Origin of the sequence: Curtobacterium sp. PhB191, assembly GCF_004346515.1 — a bacterium.
In the GTDB taxonomy this organism is placed as follows: Bacteria; Actinomycetota; Actinomycetes; order Actinomycetales; family Microbacteriaceae; genus Curtobacterium.
Window position 1 is genome coordinate 131,805 of sequence record NZ_SMBV01000007.1, and the last position, 14,182, is coordinate 145,986.

The window sequence follows — 14,182 nt, forward strand, 5'->3', positions numbered from 1 at the left end:
CGAGCCGTCAGGCCCAGCGCATGGCGTAGAGCCGAGCCAGGCCGTGCGCGGTCGGCAGCGACAGGACCGTCCGGAGCAGCGCCTCCCGTCCGATGGTGGAGGCGGCACCGAGCGGACGACCGAGCCCCATGTTCGCCTCGGCCTGCCGGGCCGCACGGCGGGCGGCTGCCTGGCGGCGGGCGGCGTAGCCGGGCCACGGTCCGGCCACGCCGGTCCGGACCGCACCGGCGAGCAACGGCGCGAGCTCGGCCGCGTCGAGCCAGCCGAGGTTCATGCCCTGCCCGCCGATCGGGCTGATCTCGTGGGCGGCATCGCCGACGAGCACGACCCGGCCGACCCCGACGCGGTCGGCGACGCGGCGCCGCGCCCGGAAGCCGCTGAGCATCGTGCAGGAGGACGGATCCGGGACGACGCCGGTGCGTGCGGCGACGATCGCGGCCAGTCGTGCGGCCGTCTCCGGGTCGGGGGTCGCGCCGCTCGGGGCGAACGCCAGCGAGTCCGGCACCAGGGCGACGTACCGGCGCCGACTGTGCGGCAGGGGGAAGGACTCGACGACGCCTCCGGGGCCGACGTCCACCAGGGCCGCGGTCCGGGCGTCGGCGCCTTCGGGGTCGGCGAAGTCGCCCATCACGTAGCGGTCGGGGTAGTCGCGTCCGGTGGTGCCGATGCCGAGCAGGTCACGGACGATGCTCCGTGCGCCGTCGGCCCCGACGACGAACGCCGCTCGGACGGTGACCGGTGCGCCGTCTGGGCCGGAGCCGACCGCGTCGACGTGGTCACAGTGCCGGGACAGGGCGGTCACCGTCGTCCCGGTGCGCAGCGCTGCCCCATCGGCAGTGGCCAGCCGATCCCGCAGCAGGGACTCGGTGCGGTGCTGGTCGAGCGTCGCGACGTACGGGTGGGTGTCCGAGGCGCGGTCGAAGGTCAGCGTGCCGAGCGTCCGCCCGCGGCTCCGCGCGACGCCGGTGCGCACGAGAGTGGCCTCGGCGAGCACCGGGACGTCGAGCCCGATCGCGGCGAAGGCGTCGAGGGACGGCGGGTGGATGCCGATGGCGCGCGACCCCTCGGGTGGACCGGGGCGACGCTCCCACACCTGCACGGCGATGCCCTGCGCAGCCAGCAGCGCGGCGAGGAAGAGGCCGACGGGACCACCGCCGACGACGAGGACGTCGGTGCGCTCCGTGGTCACGGGCCGAGCCTACGGTCGGGCGTGCTCCGGGGCACTCAGCGAGCGGGGTGCACCAGCGTCGCCAGCGCGTCCAGCCGTTCGTGCACGATCGCAGCGAACGGACGCTCCTCACCCGGAGCGATCCACTGGGCGAAGGACAGGTGGAACACCGTCACGGCGGTCTCGGCGGCCATCGTCGCCGCTGGTTCGGGGACGCCGCGCTCGCGCATGACCTCGCCCAGGCGCGCCTTCAGGGTGGCGAGCTTGCCGAGCTCCCGTTCGCCGAGCGCTGCGTTCGCGTCGATGATCGTCTGCCGGGCCCGCGACCACGACCGGCGGTCCTCGGGGAAGAACCCGGCGGCGGCGTCGAGGGCGCGTCCGACCAGGTCGAAGGGCGCCGCGTCGGCCGGGGCGGCCGTGATCGGGTCGACGAACATCGCGAGGAAGTCGTCCTGGCCGGCGAACAGGACCTCGCGCTTGTCCGCGAAGTGCCGGAAGAAGGTGCGCTCGGTGACCTGGGCCTCGGCGGCGATCCGCGCGACCGTGGTGCCGTCGTAGCCCTCGGACGCGAAGAGCTGCAGCGCGACCGCCTGCAGTCGTTCACGCGTTCCGGGTTGCCAGCGAGCCATGTGGAGAGTCTACTGATCAGAACAACTTGATGACAGCGGCTGACATCGAGTGCTACGGTGATGTCAGTTCATGACATCACCGCCGTGGACGCCTGCGAAAGGACCACTCATGCACGTGTTCGTCACCGGGGCCTCCGGCTGGATCGGCTCCCACACCGTCGACGACCTGCTCGCCGCCGGACACACCGTCACCGGACTCGCCCGGTCCGACGCCTCGGCCGCAGCGCTCGACGCGAAGGGCGTCGACGTCGTCCGGGGCGACCTCGACGACCTGGACGCCATCCGCCGCGGCGCTTCCGAGGCCGAGGGCGTGCTGCACCTCGCCAACAAGCACGACTGGGCGAACGCCGCCGCCACCAATGCCAGCGAGCGGGCCGCCGTCGAGACCATCGGTGCAGCGCTCGTCGGCACCGACCGCCCGTTCGTCCTCGCATCGGGCGTCGCCGGGCTCGCCCAGGGCCGCCCCTCGACCGAAGGGGACGCCAACCCGTTCGTCGGCCCGGACAGCATGCGCGGCGGCAGCGAGAACCGCGGCTTCGACTTCGTCGGCCAGGGGGTACGCACGATCGCTGCCCGGTTCAGCCCCACCACGCACGGCACCGGTGACCACGGCTTCATCGCCGCGATCGTCGGCGCCGCCCGGCAGCGCGGCGTCTCCGGCTACGTCGGCGACGGCACCAACAGCTGGTCCGCCGTGCACGTCACCGACGCCGCCCGGCTCGTCCGCCTCGGTCTGGAGCAGGCGCCGGCCGGCACTCGGATGCACGCCGTCGCCGAGACCGCGATCCCGACCCGGGCGATCGCCGAGGCCATCGGCGAGGTCCTCGGGCTGCCGGTGACCTCGATCGACCCGGCGGACGCGGACGCGCACTTCGGGTTCATCGGCCGGTTCTTCGGCATGGAGATGTCCGCCACGTCCGACGCCACCCGCGAGCTCCTCGGGTGGGAGCCCACCGGCCCCGGACTGCTCGAGGACATCGCCGCCGGCGCCTACTCCGGCGTGCGGGTCGCGTAGGCGACCGGTCCCTGCGAGACTCCGAACGACGAGTTCGATGTCGCACGACGTCGACATGGTCGTTCCGAGTCGGCGCCAGCCCCACGCGCCCCGGCAACGGACGGGAGGCCCGTGGCGGCCCCGCCCCGCGCCTCCCGGCCGTCGCCGGTCCGAACCACGGCGCATGGTGAGCAGAAATGGTCGGGTTCAGTCACCGGACCCGACCATTTCTACTCACGAAGCGAACCGCGAAGCGACGCGCGACGCGCGAGCGCGTCGGCGCCGACTACTCGGACTTCTGCATCTGCCACGGCTCCGGCTCGCGGTCGCCGTTCGGGCGCACGGGCCGGACGTCGCCGACGATCGGGATCGCACGCTTCCGCATGAACCACAGGTAGCGGACGAAGAAGTGCGACAGCGTCGACAGCCGGTTGCCGTTGCCGAGCAGCGACGCGATGTGCACGGCCACCCACGCCAGCCACGCGACGGGCCCGACGAGCGTGATGCCACCCCGCAGCTGCGCGACCGCGGCGTTCGTGCCGATGGTCGCCATCGTGCCCTTGTCGAAGTACTTGAAGTGCTCGGTGGGCTTGCCCTCGAGCAGACGCTTGATCTGCTTCGCGACGTGCCGTCCACCCTGCAGCGCCGGCTGGGCCAGCTGCGCGAGGGCCTCGGACTGCGCCGCGATGTCGCCGGCCGAGAAGATCCGCTCGGCGCCGTTGACGCGCAGGTCGTCGCCGACCTGGATGCGTCCGCCGCTGGTCTGCGGCAGGCCCCAGCCCGAGACCTCCTTGTGGGCGGCGACGCCGGTGGCCCAGATGACCTGCGAGGCGGGGATGAACTCGCCGTCGGCCGTCATCACGCCGTCGGTCTTGACCTCGGAGACGCCGGTGTTCAGCCGGAGGACGACGCCGCGCTTCCGCAGGACCTTGGCCGCGTACCGGCGCAGGCGCGGAGCGAACGGCTTGAGCAGTTCGCCACTGCGGTGCACGAGGGTGATCGTGATGGCACCCTTGTCCAGCTCGGGGTACGCCCCCTCGAGTGCCTGGTCGCGGAGCTCCGCGAGTGCGCCGGCCATCTCGACGCCGGTCGCGCCGCCGCCCACGATGACGATCTTGATCTCGTCGGGGCCCTGGTTCGCGGCAGCCTCTTCCAACCGGGTGAACAGCTCGTCGCGGATCCGCAGGGCCTGCGAGCGGGAGTACATCGAGTACGCGTACTCGTAGGCGCCCGGGGTGCCGAAGTAGCTCGTGTTCACGCCGTTCGCCAGCACGAGGTAGTCGTAGTGCAGGTGCTCGCCGTCGGACATCTCGGCGATGCGTTCGTCGGTCCGGATGCCGGTGAGCAGGCCGTGCCGGAACTCGGCGTTGTCCTGCTTGGCGCGCAGGCTGCGGAGGAAGTACGTCACATCGCCGGCGTTCAGCCCGCCCGTCGCCACCTGGTACATGAGGGGCTGGAACATGTTGTAGACATGCCGGTCGACGAGCGTCACCCGGACGGGAGCGTCCGCCAGCTCGCGCATGGCAGCGACACCGGCGAATCCACCGCCGACGATGACGACGTGCGGGCGGGTGTCCTGGGGCATGCTGATCCGGCTTTCTTCGGTTCGTGAGGTGGTCACCCACGAGGGTACGCGCGCTGTGGACCGCTCCCGTCCACTGCCGACCGGGAGGCCCGGGTCGGCTCCGTCAGGCGTCGCGCCGTGCGTAGGTGCTCACGACGTTCCCCTTGCTCGTCACGGTGCTGTCGACCAGCCGCAGGCGCGTGGCCGGGTCGGTCGGCTCGAAGAGCTTCCGGCCGGAGCCGGCGATCGCCGGGTGCACCATCAGCTGGAGCTCGTCCAGGAGCCCCGCGAACAGCAGCTGCCGGACGACGCTCACGCTGCCGCACACCGCGATGTCGGCGCCGTCGCGTTCCTTGAGCTCGCGGACGAAGGTGTCGAGGTCGCCCGGGATCCTGGTGGTGTTCTGCCACGTCAGGTCGTCGCCGAGCGTCGTGGAGGCCACGTACTTCTCGATCGGGTTGATCCACTGCCCGAAGCCGTCGTCGGGGTGCGCCGGCCACCACTCGGACCACTCGAGGTAGCTGTTCCTGCCGAGCAGGACGGTGTCGGTGCGGGCCATGAACGCGCCCATCCCGGCCCCGAGCTCGTCGTCGAAGCTGTCGTACTGGAACGTGTACGGGTCCTGCACGACGCCGTCGACCGACGTGAAGAGCCCTGCGGTGACCTTGCGCATGGCCGGAGCGTACTGCGGATCAGCTGCCGGTGCCGCTGTCGCTGCTGCTGCCGTCCGTGCCGCTGCCGGATCCGTACCCGGGGAGCTGCCCGGTGCCGTTGCCCGGGAACTGGTTCGTGCCGCCGTTCGTCCCGGGCACCTGCGTGGTCGACTGGGACTGGTCCCCACCGATCGCATGACCGATGGCGAAGCCGATGCCACCCCCGACGAGCAGTGCTGCGAGTCCGACGATCGCAGCCAGGACGGGCCAGAACCACGGCGGCTTCGGTGTGCTCTTCCGGCTCGTCGGGGCCGAGGCGCCGTACCACGGGGTGGCGCCGTTCGGGTCGCCGGCGTTCCAGGATCCGGCGTCGGAGCGGTAGGGCTGCTGGGCGTACTGGTTCGGTGCGGGTGCGTCGAGGGTCGCCGTGGAGGTCGGCGTGGGTGCCGAACCCCAGCCGGCCGGTGCCGCTGCCGAGGGAGTGCGGGCGGCGTTGCCCGGCTCGTGGCCGTTCGTGGGAGTGGTGTCGCTCATGGAAGGCAGTGCACACCGCGCCCCTATGTGCAGCCGATGACGAGCCTGACGCAGTGCTGCGAACCGCCGCGTACCCTCGGGGCGTGCGCGATGAGCTGGAGACGGACCCGACCACGTTCCGCACGGAGCCGACGCGCACGGGTCGACCCGTGCCTCCCGGCATCCCGCTGGTGCGACGCGCGAGGTGGGCCGCACTCGACTGGTGGTACGCGATCTCGTGGCAGGTGCGGAGCCTCGGGCCCACCACCGCTGACGACTACCGGACCGGCGACGGCCAGCCCGTCGTGGTGATCCCCGGCGTCTACGAGACCTGGCACTTCATGCGGCCGCTCATGGACGCCCTGCACGACCGCGGGCACCCGGTGCACGTGCTGCCGGTGCTGCGGCACAACCTGCGGCCGGTGCCGGACTCGGCGCGCGACGTGTTCGCGTACCTCGAGGAGCACGACCTGCGGAACGTGCTCGTGCTCGCGCACAGCAAGGGCGGGCTCATCGGGAAGTACGCGATGACCCAGCTCGACGACCACGGCCGCATCGACCGCATGGTCGCCGTGTCGACGCCGTTCGCCGGGTCGGGCTACGCGCGACTGGCTCCGGTACGGCACCTGCGGGTGTTCCGGGCGGCCGACCCCGTGCTGGCCGGACTGGCGCGGGAGCTCGACGCGAACGCCCGCATCACCTCGGTCTACGGGGTGTTCGACACGCTCATCCCCGAGGGCAGTGAACTGTCCGGGGCGACGAACGTGCGGCTGCCGGTGGGCGGGCACTTCCGGATCCTCGGTGACGCCCGCACGCGCGCCGCGGTCCTGGCGGCCGCCACCCCGGCCTGAGCCGCGCCCGTCCCGTCTCTCCCCGTCCCGTCCCCGCGCCCGTCCCGTCCCCGTCTCGTCTCGTTCCCGAGGTTCCGAAATCTCGGCATGTCGGCGCTCGGATCGCCGCAGTTCGGAACCTCGACGGAGATCACCCGGCATGTTGTGGAACCTCAGAGCGCGGCCAACCTGCCTCAGGCCCCGGGCAGGAACAGGCAGAACGGGTGCCCGTCGGGGTCGAGCAGCACCCGGACGTCGTCCTGCGGTTGGAACGCGGCCTGTGTGGCACCGAGCTCCTCGGCGCGGGCGACGGCTGCCGGCAGGTCCTCCACCTGGAAGTCGAGGTGCAGCTGCATGCCGGGGGCGTCGGCGGTGCCGGGCCAGGTCGGCGCGACGTACTCGGGCTCGTACTGCACGGACAGACCGGGGCCCTCGGCGGGGCGGATGCGGGCCCAGGTCGGGTCGTCCTCGTACACGGTCCACCCGGTCAGGGCGCCGTAGAACCGGGCGAGGGCGATCGGCTCCGGGGACTGCAGGACGGTCGCGGCGAGCGTCGGCATCGAGGCGTCTTCGCTGGTCATGCGGCGGAGCGTACGCCGATCAGCGACCACCGATCAGCGGTCAGCGATCAGCGATCAGCGGTCAGCGGTCGGCGACGCTCGCGCGCTCGACGATGCGGTGCGGCACCACCACGGTCTCGGGCGGCAGGCTCCGGTCCTCGATCCGTCGGGTCAGCAGGTCGAGTGCTGCCGTCGCGAACGCCCGCCGGTCGAACGACACCGTGCTGAGCGCGGGGATCGCGTACGCCGCACCGTCGATGTCGTCGAACCCGATGACGCTGACGTCCTCGGGGACGCGGACACCTCGGGCGGCCAGGACGTGCAGCACGCCGAAGGCGATCGAGTCGGTGAACGCGAAAACGGCGTCGGGCAGGGGGTGCTCGTCGAGCCAGGCTGCGAACGCCGTCGCTGCCGAACTCGTCGTCCAGGACGGCAGCGGCACCCGCAGTGCGGGGTCCGGTTCGATCCCGGCGGTGGCGAGTGCGGCGAGGTACCCACGTTCCCGCAGCTCACTGGTGGCGGTGGGCTCGGACGCCCGGGCGGCACCGGCGACCGCGATCCGGCGGTGGCCCCGGGACACCAGGTAGGCGGTGACCTGCTCGGCGGCGGCCCGGCTGTCGACGTGCACCTGGTCGACGTGCTCGGGTTCGACCTCGCCGATCACGACGGTCGGCGGCAGCCCCTCGGTCGAGGCCAGGACGCTCGCGCTGAGCGAGACCGGGTTGAGCACGAGGCCGTCGACGAGGTGGGCGCGGGCTCGTGAGACGAGTTCGCGCTCGCGGGCCGGGTCGTTGCCGGTCTGGTCGAGCTGGACGACCCATCCGCGCTCGCGGGCGAGTTCGACGAACCACTGCGCGAGTTCGGCGGAGTAGGCGCTGGCCATCTCGGGAAGGGTCAGGGCGATCGCACCGGAGCGGCCGTTCCGCAGCCCGCGGGCGGACAGGTTCGGCACGTAGTCGAGTTCGGCGACGGCCCGTTCGACGCGCTCGCGGGTCTCCGGGCGCACCACCACGCCGCCGTTGATGACGTTGGAGACGGTCTTCGGCGACACCCCGGCGAGGGTGGCCACGTCCCGCACGGTTGCGCGCATCGGGACGAGCGTAGCGCGGCCGGTCTCCGGTGGAGTCGTCGTGCGGGGCTGCGGGTGTGCGCTCACTGGAGCGTTACAACGATGGAAACGTTTGGCAACGGATTGCCACGTTGTAACTCCGCACGCCAGGGTCGCTGCAGGAATCCAACGGAGGAGGCCACCGAGTGACGAAGCTCGACGTCCGCGCGACGACCACCGCGCACACCGCACCACCACCCGACCCCGGGCTCCGCCGACGGAGCACGTGGCAGCGGATCCGCCGCGACCGGGTGCTGCTGCTGATGGGCCTGCCGGGAGTCGCCCTGCTGCTCGGGTTCCACTACCTGCCGCTGCTCGGGAACCTCATCGCATTCCAGGAGTACCTGCCGTTCGTCCCGCTCGGCCGCAGCCCCTGGGTCGGGTTCGAGAACTTCTCGGTGGTGTTCGACGGCAACGGCGAGTTCCTCGGCGCGCTCCGGAACACCCTCGTGATCACCCTCGTGCAGGTCGTGTTCGTGTTCCCCGCGCCGATCATCCTGGCGCTCATGCTCAACTCGCTGCTGTCCGAGCGGATCAAGGGCGTCGTGCAGTCGATCCTGTACCTGCCGCACTTCCTGTCGTGGGTGATCGTCGTCGCGGTGTTCCAGCAGATCCTCGGCGGCTCCGGGCTCGTGAACAACGCGATCCGTGCCGCCGGCGGTGACGCGATCGACTTCCTCGGCAACCCCGACGGGTTCATCGCCCTGCTCACCAGCCAGGTGATCTGGAAGGACACCGGCTGGGCGACGATCCTGTTCCTCGCCGTCCTCAGCTCGATCGACGCCAGCCTGTACGAGGCGGCGAAGATGGACGGCGCCTCGCGCTGGCGCCAGCTGTGGCACGTCACCCTGCCCGGCATGCGCGGCATCATCATCCTGCTGCTCATCCTGCGGCTCGGCGACTCGCTCACCGTCGGCTTCGAGCAGATCATCCTGCAGCAGCAGGCCGTCGGTCGTGCCGCCAGCGAGGTCCTCGACACCTACGTCTACAACAACGGCGTGCTCGGTGGGCAGTGGGGTGTCGCCGCGGCCGTCGGACTCGTCAAGGGCGTCGTGGGCGTGCTGCTCGTGCTCGGCGCCAACAAGCTCGCGCACGTCTTCGGTGAAGCGGGCGTCTACCAGAAGGAGTCGCGATGACCGCCACGCACACCGTGACCGTCCCACGGGCGAAGAAGCGCAAGCGCGGTGGCCCGGACGCGGCTCCGCTGCCCGGACGGCTGCTCACCGGAGCGGTCCTGCTCGTGATCTGCCTCGTGGTGATCCTGCCGTTCGTCGGCATCGTGTCGACGAGCCTCGCACCCACCAGCCAGGTGAACGACGCCGGCGGGTTCGTGATGTGGCCGAAGGGCTTCGACCTCAGCGCCTACGAGAGCATCTTCGCCGGCGGTGTCGTCACCCGGGCCCTGGTCGTGAGCATCGGCATCACCACCGTCGGCACGCTCATCAGCCTGTTCGTGAGCGCGATGCTCGCCTACGCCCTCAGCCGTCCGGGCTCCTACGGGTCGGGCGCCGTGCTCGGCCTCGTGCTCGTCAGCCTGCTGTTCGCGCCCGGCCTCATCCCGAACTACCTCGTCGTCAAGCAGTTCGGGCTGCTCGACTCGTACTGGGCGCTCATCCTGCCCACCGCCCTGAGCGCCTTCAACGTCATCGTGATGCGGTCGTTCTTCATGGCGATCCCGCAGGAGCTCCTCGAGTCGGCACGCATCGACGGTGCCGGGGACTTCGCGGTGTTCTGGCGGATCGTGCTGCCGCTGTCGAAGGCCGTCCTCGCCGTCATCGGCCTGTTCTACGCCGTCGGGTACTGGAACGCGTTCTTCAACGCGCTGCTCTACATCAACGACACCGCGAAGTGGCCCCTGCAGCTGGTGCTCCGCACCTACGTGATCAACAACGCGCAGCTCGGCGGCGCCGACCTCGGGGCGTCCGCCGATGCCCTCCCACCCCAGGCCTCGATCCAGATGGCGATCCTCGTCGTCTCGATCGTGCCGATCCTCATCGTCTACCCGTTCCTGCAGCGGCACTTCGCCAAGGGTGTCCTGACCGGTGCGGTGAAGGGCTGACCAGCGTGACGAACAACGGAATCACCCGCCGCGCGCTCATCGCGGGCGGTCTCGGGGTCGCAGCCACGGGCCTCCTGGCCAGCTGCTCCACCGTGACCCGCTCGACCGACGTCAAGGCGATCAACCAGGCGGTCACGCTGCCGGACTACGTGCCGTGGGCCGGCGGGCCGGAGCCGGCGTTCCCGAAGACGAGCGCCCTCATGCCGAGCGCCTTCCGGAAGATCCCGGCGTCGCTCGTGCCCACCGACGGCAAGCCCGGCGACGGCTCGACCGTGCACGGCAGCGTGCCGACGAACTCGCCCGTGCCGCCCTCGAAGGGCAGCAACCCGTACTGGCAGGGGCTCGACCAGCGGATGGGGATCGACCTCGACCTCACCATCACGCCGAACGCCGACTTCGGCAACAAGTTCGCCACGCAGGTCGCGGGCGACACCCTCGGCGACGTGTTCACGGTGTTCGGGTCGTTCCCGTACCTGCCGCAGTTCCTCGAGGCCAAGGCCGCCGACCTCAGTCCGCACCTGTCCGGCAGTGGCGTCCGCGACTACCCCTACCTCGCCAACCTGCCGACCGCGTCGTGGCGCGGCACCGTCTTCTCCGGCGGCATCTACGGCGTCCCCGTCCCGCGCGGACCGTTGACGTCGCAGGCCCTGTACCGCCGGCAGGACCGGTTCGAAGCCCTCGGCGTCGACCCCGCGTTCTCGAGCGTCGACGAGTTCGTGCAGGTCTGCCGCGACGTCTCGGACCCGCACAGCAACCGGTGGGCGCTCGCCTCGGTGCCGACGAACATCCTCGGTCCGATGCTCGGGCTGCCGAACCAGTGGCAGGTCGAGGGTGGCCGGTTCACCCACATGTACGAGCTGGACGAGTACCAGGACCTGCTCGAGGTGTCGCGGAAGCTCATCGCCGAGGACCTCGTCCACCCGGACAGCATCACCGCCTACAACGGCAAGGTCTGGTTCGTGCAGGGCTCCGCCCTCATGCTCTCCGACACGTACAGCGCCATCCCCGGACTGCTGCAGCAGGCCACCCCGGGCAGCGGTTTCGAGCTGACGATCGCCCCCTTCGTCGGACCGTCCGGAGCGGAGTCGAAGCCGTGGCTCGGCGACCCGAACAACGCGATCGCGGCCGTCGCCGCCGGTGGTGAGGACCGCGTGAAGATGCTCCTCGAGGTCCTGAACTGGTGCGCGTCGCCCTTCGGCACCGAGGCCTGGATGTACCGCAAGTTCGGCATCGAGGGCCGCGACTTCGAGTACCGCGACGGATCGCCGGTCCTCACCAAGACGGGCAACAGCGAGACCGCGCTCGGCGAGTTCCCGTTGCAGTACTTCACCGAGTGCCCGTTGCCGCTGTACTACTCGGGCAACCCGACGATGACGGACACCGTCTACGAGTCGCTGTCGTCGTGGGTCGACCGCGGGCTTCCGAACCCCGCCTACGGCCTGTACTCGCCGACGAACTCGACGACCGGGCCGGCCCTCGGCACCTTCGCGACGAACGCGATCAACGACGTGCTGCTCGGGCGGGCGAAGGTGTCGTCGTGGAAGGGGACCGTGCGAGAGTGGCGTCGCCGGGGCGGTGACGCGATCCGCCGCGAGAACCAGCAGGCGTCGGCAGCGCGGTCGTCCTGACGCGCTCGTCGTCGCGTGGTGTGGCGCCCAGACGCCGCGCCGTTTGCCGGCGTCTCGCGCACACGACGGCGTCCTGCGCGGCCCTGGACTCGGGGCGAGCGGACGGGAGGCCCGTGGCGGGGTCCGCCACGGGCCTCCCGTCCGTCAGCGCGGCGCGCTCACACCAGCCACGACGGATCGGCGAACAGGTCCTCGAGCTCCTGGACCAACCGCGAGGTGTGGAAGCCGTCGGCCGCCGCGTGGTTGATCTGCAGCGCCAGCGGCATCACGGTGCGGTCACCCTCCGTCCGGTACCTGCCGAGCGTGATGATCGGCAACAGGTGGTCGTACCCGTCGCGGACGTGCAGCGCGAACCCGGTGAACGACGTGCGGGGGAAGGTGGAGACGTCGAACACGTTCCGGGGCCGGTCGTCCTGCGGGAACATCCGGACGTCGTCCCGGTACCGCTCCATCGTGTCGACCGCGGCGGCGTGGAACCGGCCGGGGTCCTCGTCGTAGGGCACGACCAACGCCGAGAAGGTCTCCGTGTCCGGGTGGAACACCGTGAACATCGGGTGCACGACGTCCCAGACGCCGGGGGAGCCGTCGTCGAGCAGCTGCATCCGGAACTCGGCGTGGCGGTTGACGACGGTCGCGATCGCCCAGATCTGGGACGCGTAGGTCTTCGCCGCGCTCGTGCGGACCGCTGCGACGAAGGCCGTGACGTCGACGTCGACGGTCACCTCGTAGGTGCACTGCACACGCTGCCGGTAGTGCTCGAAGTGCTCGCGGCGGGGCCAGGTGTCCAGGTCGATCGGTCGGATCTCCGTCATGGCACCAGTCTGGTCGCGAGTGCGGCGTCGAGTGCTGCCCGCTCACCGTCGATCGTCAACGCGACCTCGACGAGCGCCCGTCGCTTCCACAGGAGGAGCAGCACGTCCTCCGCCCGACCAGTGACGATGACGGCGGCGTCGCCACCGTCCGCGCCGTCGAGCGAGGCCTCGCCGGGTGCGTCGGAGAACGCGAACACGACGGTCCGCGCCAGCGCCGCGATGCGGCCGAGCCGCACCTGACGCGGGTACAGGTCACCGACGACCTCACGAACGCCGTCGGTCGCCAGCTCGACCGGGAGGCCCGGCTCGACTCCCAGCGCCCGCTGCGCATCCCACAGGTGGATCGCGGTCTCGTGCGCCTGGCGACGTGCCCAGGTCGCGGCCGTGTCCGGCGGGTAGATCGCCGAGCACGGGGTGTCCGAGGAGCGTGCCCGGAGCGCCGCGACGAGTTCGTCGGCTCCCGTGCGGAAGCGGTCCGCGAGGTCGTCGTGCGCGAGCGGTGCGGGCTCCGCACCGGTCAGCTGCCCGAGCGCCCACCGGTGCACGTCGGTCAGATGGACCCCGAGGTCCTCGACGGACCAACCAGGGCACGACGGCACCGGTGCCGCGCGGTCGCCGGACCGCAGGACGTCGTCGAACCGTTGCGCTGCTCCGGCGAGGGCGGTGAGGTGGGTGTCGTACGTCGACATGGAGCCAGCATGGTCACGAGGTGCTCCCTAGGGTGGAGCCATGCCGACGCTCGAACGGGTTCCTGCCCTGACCGCCCCGGAACTGCTGGCCGCACCGGTGGCCGCAGCGCTCGCCGCGTTGCCCGCCGATGTCGCCGCACGGATCGAGGCAGCTCCGATCGACCCCGACCTGGCCGACACCGCCGCGTTCTCGGAGGCCTACGGCTTCCCGCTCGACGGCGGGGCGAACTGCATCGTCGTCGCGGGCAAGCGCGGCGAGGACGTCCGGTTCGCCGCGTGCGTCGTGCTCGCCCACACCCGCCTCGACGTGAACCGTGTCGTCCGGAAGCTGCTCGACGTGCGGAAGGCGAGCTTCGCGCCGATGGACCAGGCCGTGGAGCTGACGGGCATGGAGTACGGCGGGATCACCCCGATCGGGCTCCCCTCCGACTGGCCGGTGTACGTCGATTCCCGCGTGCTCGATGCACCGGACGCGGTGATCGGAGCCGGACGACGCGGCGCGAAGGTGTTCCTGCCCGGCACCGTCCTCGGAGCGCTGCCGGGTGTGCAGGTCGTCGAGGGCCTGGCGACCGAGGGGCTCGCGACCGAAGCCTGATCAGTCGTTCGGGCGGATGAGGCAGAACGGGTGGCCCGCCGGGTCGAGGTACACGCGGAACGTCGGGGTCGCCGAGCCCGTCGCGGTCGCACCGATCGCCAGGACCGCTGCCTCGCCGTCGTCGAGGTCCTCGACCTTCACGTCGAGGTGGCTCTGCTGCGGGACGAGCTGGCCGGGCCACTCGGGTGCGCGGTAGTCCTCGACCTGCTGGAACGCCAGGAGCGGCCGCTGGTCGGTGAAGGGGAGCGCGACCTCCGCCCAGTCCTCGTCGAAGCCGACGATCTCGCCGCCGAGCAGCTCCGCGTAGAAGCGCGCGAGGCCGCGAGGGTCTGCGCAGTCCAGGACCACCATGTCGAGTGTGCCGATCATGGCCGTCACGG

The 14,182-nt window shown here is 71.3% G+C and carries 16 protein-coding genes; 6 read left to right on the forward strand and 10 right to left on the reverse strand.

Annotation, left to right across the window (positions count from 1 at the left end; genetic code table 11):
* Window positions 1–7 precede the first annotated feature (7 nt).
* Together EDF48_RS12825 and EDF48_RS12830 are read right to left on the reverse strand one after the other, a co-directional pair.
* Window positions 8–1,189, reverse strand: coding sequence for an NAD(P)/FAD-dependent oxidoreductase (locus EDF48_RS12825; RefSeq protein ID WP_131880421.1), 1,182 nt, complete (start codon window positions 1,187–1,189; stop codon window positions 8–10).
* A 35-nt stretch (window positions 1,190–1,224) separates the two neighbouring features.
* On the reverse strand, window positions 1,225–1,797 hold the full coding sequence (locus EDF48_RS12830) for a TetR/AcrR family transcriptional regulator (protein WP_131880423.1): 573 nt from the start codon (window positions 1,795–1,797) through the stop codon (window positions 1,225–1,227).
* 109 nt (window positions 1,798–1,906) lie between these two features.
* Between EDF48_RS12830 and EDF48_RS12835 the strand changes: the two genes are divergently transcribed.
* Window positions 1,907–2,812 carry an SDR family oxidoreductase gene (locus EDF48_RS12835; RefSeq protein ID WP_131880425.1) on the forward strand — a complete coding sequence of 302 codons (906 nt, stop codon included), beginning with the start codon at window positions 1,907–1,909 and terminating at the stop codon, window positions 2,810–2,812.
* Between the two features lie 265 nt (window positions 2,813–3,077).
* Here the strand turns inward: EDF48_RS12835 and EDF48_RS12840 are convergent, their stop codons facing one another.
* The 3 genes from EDF48_RS12840 to EDF48_RS12850 form a co-directional block, all read right to left on the reverse strand.
* Window positions 3,078–4,376, reverse strand: coding sequence for an NAD(P)/FAD-dependent oxidoreductase (locus tag EDF48_RS12840; RefSeq protein WP_111084726.1), 1,299 nt, complete (start codon window positions 4,374–4,376; stop codon window positions 3,078–3,080).
* Window positions 4,377–4,479: 103 nt separating this feature from the next.
* Complete coding sequence (locus tag EDF48_RS12845; protein ID WP_131880427.1) at window positions 4,480–5,028, reverse strand: dihydrofolate reductase family protein; 549 nt, start codon at window positions 5,026–5,028, stop codon at window positions 4,480–4,482.
* 19 nt (window positions 5,029–5,047) lie between these two features.
* Window positions 5,048–5,542, reverse strand: coding sequence for a hypothetical protein (locus EDF48_RS12850; protein WP_131880429.1), 495 nt, complete (start codon window positions 5,540–5,542; stop codon window positions 5,048–5,050).
* 83 nt (window positions 5,543–5,625) lie between these two features.
* Here EDF48_RS12850 and EDF48_RS12855 point away from each other — a divergent pair, with 83 nt between their 5' ends.
* Entirely contained in the window at window positions 5,626–6,372 is a 747-nt protein-coding gene (locus tag EDF48_RS12855; RefSeq protein WP_347812848.1) for an alpha/beta hydrolase, read from the forward strand.
* A 173-nt stretch (window positions 6,373–6,545) separates the two neighbouring features.
* On the opposite strand, the gene EDF48_RS12860 is transcribed toward EDF48_RS12855, so the two are convergent.
* Together EDF48_RS12860 and EDF48_RS12865 are read right to left on the reverse strand one after the other, a co-directional pair.
* Window positions 6,546–6,932, reverse strand: a complete 387-nt coding sequence (locus EDF48_RS12860; protein ID WP_243698104.1) for a VOC family protein — start codon at window positions 6,930–6,932, stop codon at window positions 6,546–6,548.
* Window positions 6,933–6,993: 61 nt separating this feature from the next.
* The gene (locus EDF48_RS12865; RefSeq protein WP_131880431.1) at window positions 6,994–8,001 is read right to left on the reverse strand and encodes a LacI family DNA-binding transcriptional regulator; all 1,008 of its coding nucleotides are present in this window, start codon (window positions 7,999–8,001) and stop codon (window positions 6,994–6,996) included.
* A 164-nt stretch (window positions 8,002–8,165) separates the two neighbouring features.
* Between EDF48_RS12865 and EDF48_RS12870 the strand changes: the two genes are divergently transcribed.
* Genes EDF48_RS12870 through EDF48_RS12880 form a run of 3 tightly spaced genes read left to right on the forward strand, consistent with a single transcriptional unit; the run spans window position 8,166 to window position 11,706 of the window.
* On the forward strand, window positions 8,166–9,155 hold the full coding sequence (locus EDF48_RS12870) for an ABC transporter permease subunit (RefSeq protein ID WP_235036018.1): 990 nt from the start codon (window positions 8,166–8,168) through the stop codon (window positions 9,153–9,155).
* The gene (locus EDF48_RS12875) at window positions 9,152–10,078 is read left to right on the forward strand and encodes a carbohydrate ABC transporter permease (protein WP_123291805.1); all 927 of its coding nucleotides are present in this window, start codon (window positions 9,152–9,154) and stop codon (window positions 10,076–10,078) included. The genes EDF48_RS12870 and EDF48_RS12875 overlap by 4 nt, the downstream gene beginning before the upstream one ends.
* 5 nt (window positions 10,079–10,083) lie before the next feature.
* Complete coding sequence (locus EDF48_RS12880) at window positions 10,084–11,706, forward strand: hypothetical protein (RefSeq protein ID WP_131880433.1); 1,623 nt, start codon at window positions 10,084–10,086, stop codon at window positions 11,704–11,706.
* A gap of 158 nt (window positions 11,707–11,864) precedes the next feature.
* Here EDF48_RS12880 and EDF48_RS12885 read toward each other — a convergent pair whose 3' ends face one another.
* Together EDF48_RS12885 and EDF48_RS12890 are read right to left on the reverse strand one after the other, a co-directional pair.
* Window positions 11,865–12,518 (reverse strand): CatA-like O-acetyltransferase, encoded by a 654-nt coding sequence (locus EDF48_RS12885; RefSeq protein ID WP_131880435.1) that lies wholly within the window; start codon window positions 12,516–12,518, stop codon window positions 11,865–11,867.
* Complete coding sequence (locus EDF48_RS12890; protein ID WP_131880437.1) at window positions 12,515–13,207, reverse strand: maleylpyruvate isomerase family mycothiol-dependent enzyme; 693 nt, start codon at window positions 13,205–13,207, stop codon at window positions 12,515–12,517. The genes EDF48_RS12885 and EDF48_RS12890 overlap by 4 nt, the downstream gene beginning before the upstream one ends.
* Before the next feature lie 40 nt (window positions 13,208–13,247).
* On the opposite strand from EDF48_RS12890, the gene EDF48_RS12895 reads away from it, so the two are divergent.
* Window positions 13,248–13,802: a YbaK/EbsC family protein gene (locus EDF48_RS12895; protein WP_131880439.1), complete on the forward strand. Its 555-nt coding sequence runs from the start codon at window positions 13,248–13,250 to the stop codon at window positions 13,800–13,802.
* Here the strand turns inward: EDF48_RS12895 and EDF48_RS12900 are convergent, their stop codons facing one another.
* Window positions 13,803–14,171, reverse strand: a complete 369-nt coding sequence (locus EDF48_RS12900; protein ID WP_123292292.1) for a VOC family protein — start codon at window positions 14,169–14,171, stop codon at window positions 13,803–13,805. It abuts the gene before it with no gap.
* Window positions 14,172–14,182: the final 11 nt, after the last annotated feature.